The sequence below is a fragment of the Flavobacterium piscis genome (assembly GCF_001686925.1).
Classification (GTDB): Bacteria; Bacteroidota; Bacteroidia; order Flavobacteriales; family Flavobacteriaceae; genus Flavobacterium; species Flavobacterium piscis.
The window spans coordinates 204,457-221,624 of record NZ_LVEN01000012.1 but is presented as its reverse complement, the minus strand read 5'-3'; the positions used below and the strand labels follow the sequence as shown (position 1 = coordinate 221,624).

The window sequence follows — 17,168 nt, the reverse complement described above, 5'->3', positions numbered from 1 at the left end:
CGTTACGCAAAGTATTTTGAATAGGCTCCCAGCTTTAGCTGGAGAATCCAGATTCGATAGAATAGGGCTTTATCCAAAATAATATTTGTTTGGCTAAAGCCCTTTCGTTATAATTTATTTTCCCATCCAACTAAAGTTGTACGCTATTCAGCCTTTTGCATATTTGGAGAAATAATATAGTTCAATTGTAAGTTTATTTTTAATCCATTGTAAAATTTTGCATGGCATAGTTTAGAGAGATAATTAGAAGAGGATTCCATATCCTCTTTTTTTTGTTTACAGATATACGATAACGTTTGTGTACATCAAATAAAAGTTTAATTTTACCTAATTATATATTGCCTTCCCGCTTGTCAGCACAAAATAATCCTTCCTAATTATTTTGACAGGTTGCTGGTCTAATAAGGTATTTTTTTTTTTTTGAAAACTCATTTTCATTACATAAACTCATAATTCATGTATTCACTTGTAAAATATATTTTGCTGCTTTTTTTAGCATCATTAAGTTTAGTTTCCTGTACTCAGAAACAAGGAGATAAAATTAAGGTTGGATTTTCTCAGGCGATGACCACAGATGATTGGCGCAAACAAATGACCAGTTCAATGAAAATTGAAGCCTCATTACGCCCTGAGGTCGATTTAAAAATTAGCGACGCCAATAATAATGTCACCAGACAAATCGAAGATATCGAAAAGTTCATTGCCAATAAAGTAGATGTAATAATCGTATCTCCAATTCAGTCCCAACCTTTAACAGCCGTTGTCGAAAAATCAATAAGAGCCGGAATTCCCGTTTTGGTGGTAGACCGCAAAATTGATGGCGAAAACTACACCGCTTATCTTGGCGCAGATAATATCGAAATAGGCAGAATTGCTGCCAGATATATTATTTCCCACAGTAAAGCTTCGGGTAAAATTATCGAAATTACAGGAGCAAACGGATCGTCTCCCGCTTATGAACGTAGTCTGGGCTTCAGTCAGATTATTCAGGGAAACAAACGTTTTAATGTTGTCAATACTATTCATGGCAATTGGGAAAAAGAATCGGTAACAGCACCATTAAAAGCTATTCTTTTACAAAATCCGGATATCGAGTACATTTTCGCCCACAACGACCGCATGGCATTGAGCGCCTGGGAAACAGCTAAAACAGTAGGTCTTGAAAATAAAATTAAGTTTTTGGGAGTCGACGGCTTAAATTCGGTAAATGGCGGTATCGAATTGGTAAAGAGCGGCGTTTTAGACGGAACTATTTTATATCCAACAGGAGGAAATGAAGCGCTGAAACTGGCTTTGAAAATGTACAATAAAGAACCCATTTCAAAAAACAACATTCTTAATACCATTGTAATAGACCACAACAATGCTGAAATTATCGAAAACCAAATGGATAAAGTCGATCAGCAGCAAGTGGTTATCGAGTCGCAGCAAGGTGCCATAAAAGTACAGGAACGAGAATATGCCTCGCAAAACAATTTGGTGAGATTACTGAGTTTTTTCCTGGTGATTATTTTGAGTCTGACCATCTACAGTATTTATTCGACGATTTCTATTTCGAGAAAGAAAAAACAACTGGAAAGAATTAATCAGACTGTAATCGACCAGAACAATGAAATTCAGGAAATGGCTAAGGTTGCCGAGAAAAGCAATGAAGCAAAACTGAATTTCTTTACCGGACTTTCGCATGAATTTAAAACTCCCATAACGCTTATTATGAGTTATGTTGAGTCTTTAATCGAAAATGAAAAAATTAAAGGAACAGCACTTATTGATGAAGTAAAACTCATTCATAAAAACTCAAACCGATTACTCAGATTAATCAATCAGTTATTGGATTTTAGAAAAATAGAAGAGCAAAAATTCACTTTAAGAGCCTCAAATACTAAGATCTGTGATTTTACGAATGAAACAATGACTAACTTTAGAGGTGAGGCCATTCGCAGGAATATTGATTTTCAGCTTATTTGTAAAAATAAGAATCTGGAATTGTTCATTGATAAAGGATTGATGGATAAAGTATATTTTAATTTGCTCTCAAACGCTTTTAAATTTACGCCTGATAACGGAAAAATCACGATTTCGATTATCGAAAATCAGGACAATACGGTTAAAATTAGCTGCAAGGATTCCGGAATTGGAATTCCTGAGAATGAACTTTCTAATGTGTTTAGTCCGTTTTTTAAAGCTTCGAATAATAATAAAAACAGTTCAGGAATCGGACTCCATCTTTCTAAGGAATTTGTTCTTTTGCATCACGGAACTATCGAACTAAAATCCAAGCAGGGAAGTGAGTTTGTTATTACTTTATTAAAAGGAAACAGCCATTTGCAGCCTTCAGAGATCATTAGCAAAGCCGAAAACCTAAATATAACGCCTAGTTTAATAACAGATAATCTTGATATAGAATCAGATGTAAATGAGGTACATGTTATTTCTGATGCAGAGAAACATTCGATTTTAATTATAGAAGACAATAATGATTTGGTCACTTTTTTAAGAGCTAAATTATCAAATGAATATACAGTGCATACTTCTGACGGAAGCGATGCGATTGAAAAAGCAATGGATATAGTGCCTGATATTATCATTTGCGATATCAACCTGGTCGATAAAGACGGTTATGAAATTAGCAAAGAGCTGAAAAAGGATTTGCGCTCTTCGCATATTCCCATTATTATACTAACGGCGCAAAGCAATAAAGAAGCCGTTTTAAAAGGATTGCAAAGCGGAGTAGACCAATATCTTACCAAGCCGTTTAGTCTTTCTATTCTAAAACAATCCATTTCCGGTTTGCTTTTCAACAGAGAAAAACTCCGTTATTATTATACCAATAACATTTACCGCATCGAACCCGAATCAAAATTTGGTAATCAGGAACAGACTTTTATTACCAAAATGAATGATATCATTAAGATGAATGTCGAAAACCCTAAATTCTCTGTCGAAGATTTGGCAGACAAACTAAGTGTTTCAAGAGTTCAGTTGTACCGAAAAGTAAAAGCGATTATCGGAATTAATATTAGCGATCATATCAATAATGTCAAATTAGAGAAAGCTGCAGAGCTTTTAAAATCAAATGAGATGAATATTTCTGAAATTGCCTACTCACTTGGATTCTCTTCTCCCAACTATTTTTCTACCGCTTTTAAGAATAAATTTGGAATTTCGCCAAAAGAATACAAATCCTCTAATTCAAATTAGTACAAAAACGTATGTTTTCATGTATCATTTTTATATTAAATGTAACAAAATCGAAACTACATGGTTTTCGTAAATAAATTTTAATATACGTAAAGGCTTGTAAATAAAGGATTTAAGCTTAAAGTATCAAACTATCAATAATTATAGAATTAAATTGTAACATCATTAAAAATAAGTTGTTTTTTTTGCGGATATCTTAGCAACAAGTTTTTAATACATCTACAATGAATAAGATATTGATTTGGTCTGTTACTGCTGCACTGGCAGGTTTTCTATTCGGTTTTGATACCGTAGTTATTTCTGGAGCTGATAAACAATTACAGCTTCTATGGCATTCATCTGATGCTTTTCACGGTTCTGTTGTTATGGCAATGGCATTGTGGGGAACCGTTATAGGTGCCATTTTTGGAGGAATTCCAACCAATAAAATAGGACGTAAAAAAACATTGTTCTGGATCGGGATTCTGTACTTTATTTCTGCCATTGGTGCCGCTTTTGCAAACGATCCTATTGTTTTTGCAGCTTTCAGGTTTATTGGCGGTTTAGGAGTTGGTGCTTCGACAATTGCCGCTCCGGCTTATGTGTCTGAAATTGCTCCGGCAGATAAACGCGGCCGACTAGTAGCTTTGTATCAGTTTAATATTGTATTGGGAATTCTAATTGCTTTTATATCCAATTACTTTTTAAAAGATATTGGCGAAAATGCCTGGCGTTGGATGGTAGGAGTTCAGGCTTTTCCTTCTCTTATCTATATTCTTTTCATACTTACAATCCCGGAAAGTCCAAGATGGTTATTGTCTAAAAACCGTGATGAAGAAGCCCGTAAAGTCTTGTTTAAAATTGATCCTACTGCTGATCTTAAAGACATCATGGATGATTCAAGAGAAAACGGAGTTACCAAACACGAGAATATTTTCATGAAAAAATACCGTTTCCCATTGATTCTGGCGTTTTTAATTGCGTTTTTTAATCAGTTTTCCGGAATCAATGCCTTTTTATATTACGCACCAAGAATTTTTGAAGAAGCAGGTTTAGGACAAAATACAGCTTTATTAAGCAGTATAGGAATCGGAATTACCAATCTTATATTTACCCTGATAGGAGTAGCATTAATTGACAAATTAGGAAGAAAGTTGTTAATGTACATTGGTTCAGTTGGTTATATCATATCTTTAGGATTGGTTTCTGCTTCCTTTTATTACAACTGGGGCGGATTATCAGTACCCACTTTTCTTTTCTTATTTATTGCATCGCACGCCATTGGCCAGGGAGCTGTAATATGGGTGTTTATCTCAGAAATTTTCCCTAATCACATTCGTGCTTCAGGACAAGCTTTTGGGAGTTCGGTACACTGGGTTTTAGCGGCGATTATTCCGTCTTTAATTCCAATGTTGTTTTCAGAAATTGGACCCGAAGTCGTATTCTTAATTTTTGCACTGATGATGGTCCTGCAGTTACTATTTGTAATTTTTATAATGCCGGAAACTAAAGGAATTTCTTTAGAAGTTTTAAGTGAAAATCTAACCAAAAAAAATATCAAAAAAAATGACATCAAAGAAACATCTGCCGCTGGCATTATATAGTGCCGTACTATTATCAATAGGAGCTTGTAAACCATATACGGCTGTTGCACAAACAACTGCTGTCTCAACTTCAATAGCTACAGAAGAAAAAATGTATCGTCCTAATTTTCACTTTACACCAAAATATGGATGGATGAATGATCCTAACGGAATGTTTTATGCTGATGGAGTTTATCATTTGTATTATCAGCATTATCCTGAAAAAAGTGTTTGGGGACCAATGCACTGGGGGCATGCGATTAGTAAAGATTTAATTAAATGGGAAGAGCAGCCAATTGCGCTTTATCCGGACAAAGACAAATATATTTTTTCAGGAAGTGCAGTTGTAGATACGCATAATACATCGGGATTAGGGAATGGCAAAACTGGTCCAATTGTAGCGATTTATACGCTGCATGATATGACAAAAGAAAAAGAAGGTAAGATGGATGTTGAACAACAGGATATTGCATATTCAAATGATAATGGTTTTACATGGCAGAAATTTGAGGAAGGAAATCCTGTCATAAAAAATCCCGGGATTCGCGATTTTCGTGATCCAAAAGTAAATTGGGATGAAACCCATAAACAATGGATTATGGCTTTGGCAGCGCAAGACCGTAATCAGTTTTATGCTTCTAAAGATCTTAAAAACTGGAAATATTTATCTGAGTTCGGAAAAAATATTGGTGCTCATGGCGGTGTATGGGAATGTCCGGATTTCTTTGAAATAAAAGTAAAAGGAACCAATGAAACCAAATGGGTTTTGATTCAGAATTTGAATCCCGGAGGAGCAAACGGAGGTTCAGGAACACAATATTTTATTGGTGATTTTGATGGCACAACTTTTACATTAGATTCTAATTTCGCAAAAAAATTAGATACAGAAAAAGCGGCCTGGCTGGATTACGGAAAAGACAATTATGCTGGCGTTACTTGGAATAATATACCAAGTGCTGACGGACGAAGATTGTTTATTGGCTGGATGTCAAACTGGGAATATGCACAACAAGTTCCAACACAATCCTGGAGAAGCAGTACCACCATTGCCCGTGAACTTCAGGTAATAAAAAAAGGAAACGACTATACTTTGGTGAATAATCCCGTAAAAGAAATCAATACATATATTGGTAAAACAATAAAATTGAAGAGTCTGAAAGGAAAAGGAAAGTTAACCCTTATTGAAACAGGAAAAATCGATTTAACAAAAGCGATGCTTCATTTTAATATCAAGAATCTGAAACAGGATATTTACACTTTTACACTTTCAAATGCGAATGGAGAAGCAGTGACTTTCGGAATTAATAATTCAGATCACTACTTGTTTTTAGATCGTTCGAAATCAGGAAAAATTGATTTCTCTGAAAAATTTGCTTCAACAATTACCAAAGCAGCTTTAGAAGGAAGTCAAAAAGAAGGATTTTTTAAAATTATTCTGGACAAAACATCTATTGAAATATTTTACAACAATGGCGAAAAAGTAATTACCGAAATCTTTTTCCCCAACGAACCTTATACCTCTCTTACTGTTTCTTCAAACAATGGAGTTGAGTTGAACAACTTAGAAATTAACCAATTAAATATAAACTAACCTTAAAAACAAAACCACTATCTATGAAAACCAAACTCATTTATTTTCTGTTTTTCTTTTTTCCTATGCTGACGATGACGGCACAGGAAAGCGGAATTAAAGGAACGGTAATTTCGTCAGACGACGGAATGCCACTTCCGGGAGCCACTGTGCTTATTTCCGGAACCAATACCAGTACAGTAACAGATTTTGATGGAAATTTTTCCCTCCAAAATGTAGCTGAAAATGCAAAAATGGTCATTTCTTTTATCGGATTTGCACCGCAATCGATTGATGTTAAAGGACAAAAGGTGTTCAACATCATTTTGAAAGTAGATAATAATCAGTTGAATGAAGTTGTTGTAACTGGATATTCAAAACAAAAAAAGACTGATATTACGGGAGCTGTTGCCGTTGTCAACATGAAGGAAGTCATGAAACAACCGGAACCTAACCCCATAAAAGCCTTGCAGGGAAGAGTTGCCGGAGTAAAAGTTTCGTCTGACGGTTCGCCATCCGGAGGAAATACAAAAGTGGTCATTCGTGGTGTAGGAACTTTAAACAACACAGATCCTCTTTATGTAATTGACGGAATGCCAACAAAATCCGGAATGCACGAACTAAACTCTAATGATATTGAAACAATTCAGGTTCTAAAAGATGCTTCTTCGGCCAGTATTTACGGTTCAAGAGCTTCAAACGGAGTTATCATTATTACGACCAAAAAAGGAAAAGAAGGTAAAATGAGAATTAATTTTAGCACTTATACCTCCATTTCTGATTATTCAAGAAAACAGGAAGTGCTGAATGCCAATCAGTTTGGTCAGGCTTTATGGCAGGCCAATATCAACGACGGATTAAATCCAAACAGCAATAATTTACGCTATCAGTTTGATTGGTCGGTAAACAATAACAAACCACAGTTAAACAAAGTTTTGGTTCCTGAATATTTAGATGCCAATCAAACCCTGAAAGCTTCGAATACCGATTGGTATGATGCCATTTCGCAAACCGGAATAGCAAATTCATATGATTTATCAGTTTCAAACGCGTCAGATAAAGGAAGTTATGTTTTTTCTTTGGGATATTATGGAAATGAAGGTGTTGTAAAAACGACTGATTTCCAGAGAATTTCTGCCAGAATGAACGGTTCGTATAAATATTTTGACGGGAAACTGGTTTTTGGCGAAAATTTCTCGATGACCCGTACCAATGAAGTTACAGATCCCGGAGTTCTGGATCCGGCACTTCGCGCATTGCCAATAATTCCGGTACATACTGTAGACGGAAAAGGCTGGGGAGGACCAGTGGGGGGAATGAACGACAGACAAAATCCTGTTCGTCTTTTAGAATACAACAAAGACAATAACTATGATTATTTACGTCTTTTCGGAAATATGTATGCCGACTTAGAAATCATTAAAAACCTGCACATCAAGAGTAGTTTTGGTATCGATTACGGATCGTATAAAAAACGTACACTGCAAAGAAGTTACCAGTCCGGTTATTTGCAAAACGATCAGACATCGGTAACCATTGATCAGTCGTTGAGCGATAAATGGACCTGGACCAATACTGCTATCTACAGTTTGAATTTAGGAAAAAGCAATCTGAATTTTATGGCAGGAACAGAGATGTACAAAGATGTTTTTGATACGACAACTTTGCGTAAAAATGATTTCCTGATCGAAACTCCTGATTATATGTATCCTGATGCAGGAACCGGAGAATCGTTTACCAGCGGAACATCGACCGTATATTCGTTACTGTCTTTCTTTGGAAAAATAGATTATGAGTTTGATAATCGTTACTTACTTTCCGGTACTATTCGTCGTGACGGATCTTCTCGTTTTGGTAAAAATAACCAGTACGGAACCTTCCCGGCAATCTCAGCAGGATGGAGAATCAGTAACGAAGATTTCATTAAAAATAATGTACCTGTTTTCTCTGATTTAAAATTAAGAGCAGGCTGGGGACAAACCGGAAATCAGGAAATTAGCAACACCGCAGTTTATAGTTTATACCTGGCCAGTTATGCAGGCGGAAGTCCGACATGGGCAACTTCTTACGGTACGGCTTATGATATTGCAGGAAATGGAAACGGATTACTTCCGTCAGGATTTATTGCAACTCAATCCGGAAATGATGATTTGAAATGGGAAACAACCACACAAACTAATATAGGTTTAGACTTTGGATTATTCAACCAAAAATTAAGCGGTTCTGTAGATTATTATATCAAGAAAACAGATGATATTTTGGTTTTGCCTCCTTATTTAGGAGTAATTGGCGAAGGAGGAAATCGTTGGGTAAACGGTGCTTCGATGCAAAACGAAGGTTGGGAATTTACTTTAGGATACCATGACGAAACCTCATTTGGATTAAAATATGATATCTCGGCAAATGTTTCGGCCAATAAAAATAAGATTACAAAATTACCGGACGAAGTACGAAATAATTACGGAGGAGACGGATTAAACGATAATATTTTAGGACGTCCGATTAATTCAATGTACGGTTATGTTACTGATGGTTTATTTAAAAGTCAGGATCAAGTAGACAACTCGGCCGCTCAGGAAGGAAAAGGCCTTGGTAGAATTCGTTACAAAGATTTAAACGGAGACGGAGTAATTACAGATAAAGACCGTACGTGGATAGGAAATCCAAATCCGGGCTTGACTTATGGATTTAATTTAGGATTAGGATATAAAAATTGGGATTTTACTACTTTTTGGGAAGGAGCAAGTAATGTAGATGTGATTAACAACACCAAATACCAAACTGATTTCTGGAGTGTTGATGACGTAGGTTCGAACAAAGGAACCCGTTTGTTAAATGCATGGTCTTTAGACAATCCAAACTCTACGATTCCTGCTTTAACCACTGTAGACCGAAATGCAGAATCAAGATTTTCGACTTATTATGTAGAAAACGGAAATTATCTTAAACTTCGTGTTTTGCAATTTGGCTATAGCCTGCCAAAAGATTTATTGAAAAAAATGAATTTCGACAGCTTTAGATTGTACATCAGCGGACAAAATTTATTGATCATTGATGCAAAAAGTTTTACTGGTGTAGATCCTGAAAACGCAGGATTTGGATATCCGCAGCCAACCACTTTTACGGCTGGTCTTAATTTTACTTTATAATAAAGATTAAATCAAAAAAACATGAAAAAATTACTATATATAACCGGTTTTTTAGTACTTGGAATCTTGGGTTCCTGCTCAGATTTTCTGGAAAATGATCCTCGTGGCGTACTTTCAGAAGAAGATATTGTGACACCGCAAACAGTAGAAGGATTTATGAATGCAGCTTATGCGCAATTAGGCAACGACCATTATGATTCGCCGTACAGTTTATGGCCTTTTGGAAACGTTCGCTCTGATGATGCTTACAAAGGCGGAAGCGGAACGAATGATATTCAGGATTTTCACTTTTTTGAAGTATCCAATAATATCCGCCCTGATTTTGCCGAATTAGACAACTTTTGGTACATCAGTTATGTTGGAGTTTCAAGAACCAACAAAGCTTTGAAAGCATTAGAACAAATTTCAGAAGCTGAGTATCCGTTGAAAAAAACACGTATGGCGGAAATGCGTTTCTTAAGAGGGCATTTTTATTTTATGCTGAAAATTATGTTCAGAAGTGTTCCTTACATCACAGAAGATATTCCGGTAGAAAATTATAAAACCATCTCAAACAAAGTACTTTCAAACGAAGAACTTTGGAACAAAATCGCCGAAGATTTTCAGGCTGCAGCCGATGCTTTACCGGAAACTCAGCCACAAGTGGGACGTGCTACTCAAAAAGCAGCTTATGCTTATTTAGCAAAAACACGTTTGTATCAGGCTTATACACAGGATGAAACGTATAAAGTAACAGGAATCAACCAACAGCATTTACAGGAAGTAATTGCAGCTACAGATAAAGTAATTGGAAAAGCTAGTTTAGAGCCTGATTTTGCCAATAACTTTTTGCCGGGAACTTTTGAAAACGGAGCCGAATCTATTTTCTCCATTCAGTTTTCAGACAATGATGGAACTTTATACGGAAGATTAAATTTTTCAGATGTACTCTCAACTCCACAAGGTTTAGGATGTTGCGATTTTCATAAACCAAGCCAGAACTTAGTAAATGCTTTTAAAACAGGAACGAATGGTTTGCCGGAATTTGATACCTATAACGATCAGGATTTTGATTATAAAAATATAGATGCCAATACTGTTGATCCGCGATTGTATCATACCGTGGCCATGCCGGGCTTGCCGTATAAATACGATCCTGAATTTTTGTACGTAGAAGCCTGGGTAAGATCTCCGGGAACGTACGGTTATTTTGCTTCATTAAAAGAAAACGTAGCGCCAAGCTGTAGTTGTGTGGTAAATATCGATCCGTTTTACGGAAACTCAAAAAACAGAATACAAATTCGTTACGCCGATGTGATTTTAATGCGTGCCGAAGCCCTGATTGAATTAGGAAGACAATCAGAAGCTTTGCCATTAATCAATCAAATCAGAGAGCGTGCAGCGCAAAGTACAGGAAGACTTCCGTACGTAAAAAACTTTAAAATCAATACGTATGTAGACGGAAGCAATTGCAACTGGACACAGGATTTTGCCCGTAAAGCATTGCGTTGGGAACGCCGTTTAGAACTGGCTATGGAAGGAAATCGTTTCTTTGATTTAGTGCGTTGGGGTGTTACAGATGAAGTAATGAATGCATTTTACAGCGAAGAAAAAACAAAACGTACCTACTATCAGGATGCCTTTTTTGATGCTCATAAAGAAGAGTATTGCCCAATTCCTTTAAAGCAAATTAATTTCAGTCAGGGATTGTACAAACAAAATTTAGGTTATTAATCTATTTTAAGAAATCAATATGAGAAAACTTATCAATACATACTGGGTCAAAGTGGCTGCAGTATTGGCTATCGTTTTTGTATTTACAGCTTGCGAAAATAGTTTTGAAAACGGAGGATTCGATGTCAATTCACCTTCTAATATTACTTCTTTTAAAATAAACGGAGTAGCAGCAACTATCGATCAGAAAACCGGAGCAATTAATGTAACAATGCCGTACGGATCAGATATTACGGCTGCAAAACCAGAAGTTGTTTTGGCAGAAGGAGCAACATCAAATCTGGATGTAAGTGTACCAATAAACTTTACAAATCCTGTAAAAATTAGAGTGGTAAATGGTAATTTGTATAAAGATTATACGGTGACAACGGTGGTTTTAAGTCCTATTAAAAGTTTTACTATTAATGGAGTTGCCGCGGCAATAAACGATGTAAGCAAAACCATTACCATGACATTGCCCGAAGACACAAACCTGACAGCACTTCAGCCTGTAATCGAATTAACTCAAGGAGTTTCGATCTCGCCCGTTTCAGGAACTACGATCGATTTTACCAATTCTGTAACTTTTGTAGTGACTTCAAACGGTAAAAGCGTTAACTATACGGCCAATGTAGGACTTCCGGTAGCAGGTTTGGTAGTAGCCTTTTTGGGGACTGCTGCAACAAGAGCTGAAATTACAAATATGGATGAAGTTACCGCTGCTAATTGGTTCTTTTCTACTTTTAGCGGAGCGAAATATATTTCATTTGCAAGTATTGAAAGCGGTTCAGATTTAAGCGATGTTGATGTAATATGGTGGCATTTTGATTCCGCGGCCAATTTACCGGCAATTGCCTACAAACCTGCTGTAACAACCGCTTTAAAAAATTTCAGAACAAACGGAGGGAATTTACTTTTAACCTCTTTTGCCTCTCAATATGTAGATGCTTTAGGAATTGTTCCATCAGGAAAAGGACCTAATAATGTTTTCGGAGATTTTCCTCCAAACGGAAACGTTGATGCAGGTTCTTGGGGAATGTCGTTTAAAGGCCATGAAAATCATCCAATATTTCAGGGGTTATCCACTTTTGAAGCCGGAAAAGCCAATTTACTGCAAGGCGGAACTTTCAGGTTAAATCATACCGCATGGTGGTTTTTACCGGAATGGGGAGGTTACGGAAACGGTGAAGGCTGGAGAAACCAAACCGGAGGGACTAACTTAGCAAGTGAAGCCTGGGATGATGCCCTTAATGGACGAGTGACCATTGCAGAGTTTCCAAATACAGGAACGGATAAAAATGTAATTGTAATTTCGATGGGAGCTTACGATTGGTATAATGAAACCAATAGCTCAGGAGTACCAAGTCAGTCAAATGAGTTTCTTTCTAATATCAAACTTTTGACGCAAAACAGCATCAATTATCTGGCTGAAAAATAATTTACTTTCAACTCAAAAAAAATGAAATACAGAAACATTATAACCATAGTTTCCATCTTCTTTTCGCTTGCCTCATGCAGTCAGGACGATAATTATACCGGAGGCTCGATTTCAGGAGGAAATACCGAAATAGCAAGTATTTTTCCTGTTCCGCCTTCGCAGTGGATGGGTGCTGGTGATCCTTACTACAGCGCGGGATATACAGGAGATATTATGCCATTTTTCGATAACGGAAAATTTCATATTTACTTTCTTCACGATGCGCAAAATAAGCCCGCCGGAACAGGATTTCATGATATTCATGAATACTTAAGTACAGATTTAGCCCATTTTACTTACGAGGGCCAAATGATCCCATTTGGTAAAACGACTGATCCTGATTTTGCCATTGGCACAGGATCAGTTGTAAAAGTGGGTAATATTTATTACTTTTATTATACAGGTCATAATGAAACGCCAGCTTTTGTGCAGTCAAATGCCAGAGAAAGTGTTTTATGTGCGACAAGTTCTGATTTAAAAAACTGGACAAAAGTTCCTTCATTTAAGATCACAGCACCAGCCGGATATTATAATTATGATTTTAGAGATCCGCATGTTTTTTACAACGAAGAACTTAAAAAGTATTCGATGCTGGTAAGCACACAAACAGAACCAGGAAGAAAAGCAGTGTTGCTGCATTTTACAAGTACTGATCCGGTTTCTGGAAAGTGGGATGTTCAAACGCCAATTTACACTACGACTCCACAGGAAAATTATTTGATGATGGAATGTGCCGATATTTTTAAAATGGGAAGTTACTGGTATTTGATTTTTTCTGAAAACTGGAGTGCTAATAAAGGAACACATTACAAAATGTCGACTTCGATAAACGGACCCTGGACAACGCCGGAAATTGACAGAATCGATGGAGAATATTTTTATGCCGGAAAAACAGCTTCTGACGGAAACAAAAGATATGTTTTTGGATGGAATGCCAGAAAAACGCCTGAAAATGATTTAGGCAATAAAGATTGGGCGGGAAATATGGTAATTCATGAGCTAACGCAAAATGCGGATGGAACCTTATCAACGCAGTCGCCACAAAAGGTAAAAGATGTATTTTCTAAAAAAGTAGCGCCCGAAGTCGATGCTACTTCAGGAGATGTAACAGCAACATCCGGAAGTTATACATTATCTGGGGCAACAAATAAAGCTTTAGTAACGTTTAAAACTATAGGTAAAAAAGCAAAAATAAAAGCTGACCTTACTTTATCCGGTTCAAATGGTAGTTCGGGATTTGTTTTTCATACCAATGAAACAGGAGGTTATTATAAAATTGTATTGGATATCGCCAAAGGGAAAATAATAGGATACAATTCAGCCTCGCAGGAAGTAACTGCAATACCATTTAAGTTACAAACGAATACCAAATACGATGTTGAAATAATTGCGGAAGGAAGTGTAGTAGTATTTTACATCAACGGAAAAGTGGCTTTAACGAATAGAATTTACGGAAGAGACAAAAATAAATGGGGGTTAATTGCTGAAGGACAAAATAGTAGTATTTCTAACCTTCAGATTACGCAACCGGAATAACATTAATATAAAATAGTTTTAGAATGAATAACGGAAAAAACCTTAAAGCTGTAGCCTACGGAGAAGTACTTTGGGATGTTTTTGATAACGAAAAAAAGATTGGCGGAGCGCCTCTTAATGTCGCTTTACGCATGAAAACATTAGGCTGTGATGTAGCCATGATTAGCTGCGTAGGAAAAGATAATGACGGAGAGGCAATTATCAATCAGGTCAAAAATCTGGGACTTGAAACGGATGCAATCATGCAGTCGGAAAGTTTTCCAACCGGATTGGTAAATGTTACCTTAAACGAGCGTGGTTCGGCAACGTATGAAATTGCCTATCCATCGGCCTGGGATAAAATTGTACTCAACGATTTTGCAAAAAAAACAGTTGCCGAAGCTGATGTGCTAATTTACGGCAGTTTGGTTTGCAGAGACGAAGTTTCAAGAAAATCTCTCGAAGAATTGTTACAGACAAAAGTATATAAGGTTTTTGATGTGAATTTAAGGAAGCCACATTACTCGCATGAAATTTTGGAGCAATTAATGCATTCGGCTAATTTTATAAAGTTTAATGACGAAGAATTATTAGAAATTGCCGAAGCAATGAATTCACCTTTTACTGGTTTAGAAGAGAATATGCACTTTGTGGCAGAAAAAACAAATGTTACGGCAATGTGCGTAACAAAAGGGAAACACGGCGCATTGCTAATGTGGGAAGGCAAACTTTATGATAATAGCGGCTATCCGGTTGAGGTTGCAGATACGGTAGGAGCAGGCGATTCATTTTTGGCAGCACTAATTACTTCCCTGCTTACCGGAAAAGAACCTCAGGCAGCTATAGATTTTGCTTGTGCGGTTGGAGCTTTGGTTGCTGAAGCGCCAGGAGCAAATCCCGTAATTTCGAATTCTAAAATTGAAAATTTAATGACTAAAGTTTCATAATTATTTAGTCTTTAATTGTTTTTGAAGAACAATAAAGTAAAAGCCACTCCCGAATAGGAGTGGTTTTTTGTTTTATAGATTTCAAATATAGCTTTATTCCTGCTCTGTTAAGTTTCCTGATTGGGTGGCGTTTTTTTGCGCCATAGTATCTTTATGCTCTGCTCCCCAATTGCTTATTGAGCCCCAGATTGGCACTAATTTCAGGCTAATTTCGGTAAGTTCATATTCGACTCTGGGCGGAACTTCAGCATAAACCGTACGTTTTACCATTCCGTCACGTTCTAATTCGCGCAATTGTAAAGTAAGCATGCGTTCGGTAATATTACATATTTGGTTTCTTAATTCACCAAATCTAAGTTTTCCTTTTTCAAGCTTGCACAGTATCAACAGTTTCCATCGACCGCCTACAAGACAAACAGCATAGGTCAAATTGCAGGTTGTGATATAGTTTCTGTTTTCTGTATTGGTAGAACTTTCCTTTCTTTTAGACATTACTTACTTTTTTGTTAGTACCCTACATTGGGATGTTTACTCTGTAAAATTAGTGTACTGTATGTAGTTTTGCAACTCTAAATCATTACAACATGTTAAAATACACTTTTACGCTTATTATGGCAGTAACACTTACAGGAATTCCCATTCAGGGACAAGCCATCAAAAATGCCATTTATTCATCTCTAAACTCTGAAAGCAATGAAATTAAATAAAAAAATAGCATATGTTGGCTGTCTGGGAATGATTGGGATAATAACGACAGAATTTGGAATAATCGGAATCTTGCCACAAATCGCCGTTTATTACGGAATTACAATCGATAAAGCGGCTTATTTGTTAAGTGCCTTTGCATTGGTTATTGCACTTACGGGACCCTTTATGACTTTGCTATTTTCTGGTTTTGATAGAAAAAAGATCATGCTTGCTACCATTTTTGTCTTTTTATTTTCGACAATTGTTTCTGCATTTTCTCCACCTTTTTGGCTTTTGATGATCGTTCGTATGCTGCCTGCCTTTTTACAGCCCGTTTATATCGCCACAGCAATTGCAGCAGCAGTATCATCCGGAGAGAAAAGTCAGGAGAATCAATTGATGGGAATTGTTCTTGGCGGAATCGCATTGGCGATGGTTACAACGGTGCCTGTTGCGACCTATTTGGCCAGTATTTTTACATGGCAGATTTCATTTTTTGTACAGGCCATAGTAAGTGCATTAGCATTAGTTACAATTTTCAAGATCATGCCAGACGGAGATATACCAGAGAAAAAATCATACGGAAGTCAGGTTAAAATTCTAAAAGATAAATCGTTTGTTTTAAGTACTGCAATGAATTTTTTTATGATTGCATCCTGGTTTTCAACTTACAGTTATTTCGCTGATTATTTAATAAAAACCAGAAAAGTAGATATGGAAACCATTAGCTATCTTTTGCTTTTGTTTGGCGTTGTAGGTGTTTTTTCTAATTGGTTGTCCGGAAAAATGCTGACCAGAAGCATAACAAAAACAGTTGCCTTTTTTCTTTGCGGAACTGTGATTATTCCAGTGATACTTATTTATTCCGGAGATAGCCTCTGGATAACTGTAATTGTAGTGGCGATTTGGGGATTTTTTTACGCACCATGTTTCTTAAATGCATCTGCTTACATGATTTCGGCAGCTCCAAATTCGCTTGAATTTGCGAATAGTTTAGCGACTTCCTTTGGAAATCTGGGAGTATTTCTAGGTACAGCTGTTGGCGGCTGGATTATTTCTCAAAGTACCATTAGCAATGTTCCGTGGGCCGGAATGGGGTTTGGGGTACTATCCTTGTTGATGGTAGCTTGCAGAAGCATTTTAGAAAAGAAGAAGAATAAAATATTAATACCTATTATGTTAAGTAATAAATAAAAATCCTTTCACTTAAATTTGAAATTGCCCTCAAAAAGTTAACTACTATATGAGGGTGTTTTTTATTAATGAAGTTCGTTTATTTTTAAAATGAGTTTATGACTTGTTAAAATCCTTAATTAAAAATCAATCATTTAAAATAAGTAAGAAAAATTATCCCTTTGTGTTTTTATT

General features: G+C 36.4%; 11 protein-coding genes. 10 read left to right on the top strand and 1 reads right to left on the bottom strand.

Annotated features, from left to right (window positions below):
* Positions 1-456 precede the first annotated feature (456 nt).
* The 8 genes from FLP_RS07965 to FLP_RS07930 all read left to right on the top strand — a co-directional run bounded on the left by FLP_RS07965 (position 457) and on the right by FLP_RS07930 (position 15,113).
* Entirely contained in the window at positions 457-3,201 is a 2,745-nt protein-coding gene (locus FLP_RS07965) for a substrate-binding domain-containing protein (RefSeq protein WP_065448987.1), read from the top strand.
* 224 nt (positions 3,202-3,425) lie between these two features.
* Positions 3,426-4,784 carry a sugar porter family MFS transporter gene (locus FLP_RS07960; RefSeq protein ID WP_065448986.1) on the top strand — a complete coding sequence of 453 codons (1,359 nt, stop codon included), beginning with the start codon at positions 3,426-3,428 and terminating at the stop codon, positions 4,782-4,784.
* A complete protein-coding gene (locus FLP_RS07955; protein WP_065448985.1) occupies positions 4,747-6,354 on the top strand; it encodes a glycoside hydrolase family 32 protein in 1,608 nt (535 codons plus the stop codon). Before FLP_RS07960 ends, FLP_RS07955 begins: the two co-directional genes overlap by 38 nt.
* Positions 6,355-6,377: 23 nt before the next feature.
* Entirely contained in the window at positions 6,378-9,482 is a 3,105-nt protein-coding gene (locus FLP_RS07950; RefSeq protein WP_065448984.1) for a SusC/RagA family TonB-linked outer membrane protein, read from the top strand.
* 21 nt (positions 9,483-9,503) lie between these two features.
* The gene (locus FLP_RS07945) at positions 9,504-11,195 is read left to right on the top strand and encodes a RagB/SusD family nutrient uptake outer membrane protein (protein WP_065448983.1); all 1,692 of its coding nucleotides are present in this window, start codon (positions 9,504-9,506) and stop codon (positions 11,193-11,195) included.
* Between the two features lie 19 nt (positions 11,196-11,214).
* The gene (locus FLP_RS07940) at positions 11,215-12,612 is read left to right on the top strand and encodes a DUF4960 domain-containing protein (protein ID WP_065448982.1); all 1,398 of its coding nucleotides are present in this window, start codon (positions 11,215-11,217) and stop codon (positions 12,610-12,612) included.
* Positions 12,613-12,633: 21 nt separating this feature from the next.
* Positions 12,634-14,187: a glycoside hydrolase family 32 protein gene (locus FLP_RS07935; protein ID WP_065448981.1), complete on the top strand. Its 1,554-nt coding sequence runs from the start codon at positions 12,634-12,636 to the stop codon at positions 14,185-14,187.
* 23 nt (positions 14,188-14,210) lie between these two features.
* Positions 14,211-15,113: a carbohydrate kinase family protein gene (locus FLP_RS07930; protein WP_065448980.1), complete on the top strand. Its 903-nt coding sequence runs from the start codon at positions 14,211-14,213 to the stop codon at positions 15,111-15,113.
* Positions 15,114-15,206: 93 nt separating this feature from the next.
* On the opposite strand, the gene FLP_RS07925 is transcribed toward FLP_RS07930, so the two are convergent.
* Positions 15,207-15,605, bottom strand: coding sequence for a winged helix-turn-helix transcriptional regulator (locus FLP_RS07925; RefSeq protein ID WP_065448979.1), 399 nt, complete (start codon positions 15,603-15,605; stop codon positions 15,207-15,209).
* A gap of 92 nt (positions 15,606-15,697) precedes the next feature.
* On the opposite strand from FLP_RS07925, the gene FLP_RS25830 reads away from it, so the two are divergent.
* Both FLP_RS25830 and FLP_RS07920 read left to right on the top strand, forming a co-directional pair.
* Complete coding sequence (locus FLP_RS25830) at positions 15,698-15,820, top strand: hypothetical protein (RefSeq protein WP_256370408.1); 123 nt, start codon at positions 15,698-15,700, stop codon at positions 15,818-15,820.
* Positions 15,807-16,994, top strand: coding sequence for an MFS transporter (locus FLP_RS07920; RefSeq protein ID WP_065448978.1), 1,188 nt, complete (start codon positions 15,807-15,809; stop codon positions 16,992-16,994). The genes FLP_RS25830 and FLP_RS07920 overlap by 14 nt, the downstream gene beginning before the upstream one ends.
* Positions 16,995-17,168 lie beyond the last annotated feature (174 nt).

Bases quoted from the DNA above. Each gene is read 5' to 3' on its own strand.
- FLP_RS07965 (WP_065448987.1), top strand. From the start codon at position 457: ATGTATTCACTTGTAAAATATATTTTGCTGCTTTTTTTAGCATCATTA.
- FLP_RS07960 (WP_065448986.1), top strand. From the start codon at position 3,426: ATGAATAAGATATTGATTTGGTCTGTTACTGCTGCACTGGCAGGTTTT.
- FLP_RS07955 (WP_065448985.1), top strand. From the start codon at position 4,747: ATGACATCAAAGAAACATCTGCCGCTGGCATTATATAGTGCCGTACTA.
- FLP_RS07950 (WP_065448984.1), top strand. From the start codon at position 6,378: ATGAAAACCAAACTCATTTATTTTCTGTTTTTCTTTTTTCCTATGCTG.
- FLP_RS07945 (WP_065448983.1), top strand. From the start codon at position 9,504: ATGAAAAAATTACTATATATAACCGGTTTTTTAGTACTTGGAATCTTG.
- FLP_RS07940 (WP_065448982.1), top strand. From the start codon at position 11,215: ATGAGAAAACTTATCAATACATACTGGGTCAAAGTGGCTGCAGTATTG.
- FLP_RS07935 (WP_065448981.1), top strand. From the start codon at position 12,634: ATGAAATACAGAAACATTATAACCATAGTTTCCATCTTCTTTTCGCTT.
- FLP_RS07930 (WP_065448980.1), top strand. From the start codon at position 14,211: ATGAATAACGGAAAAAACCTTAAAGCTGTAGCCTACGGAGAAGTACTT.
- FLP_RS07925 (WP_065448979.1), bottom strand. From the start codon at position 15,605: ATGTCTAAAAGAAAGGAAAGTTCTACCAATACAGAAAACAGAAACTAT.
- FLP_RS25830 (WP_256370408.1), top strand. From the start codon at position 15,698: ATGTTAAAATACACTTTTACGCTTATTATGGCAGTAACACTTACAGGA.
- FLP_RS07920 (WP_065448978.1), top strand. From the start codon at position 15,807: ATGAAATTAAATAAAAAAATAGCATATGTTGGCTGTCTGGGAATGATT.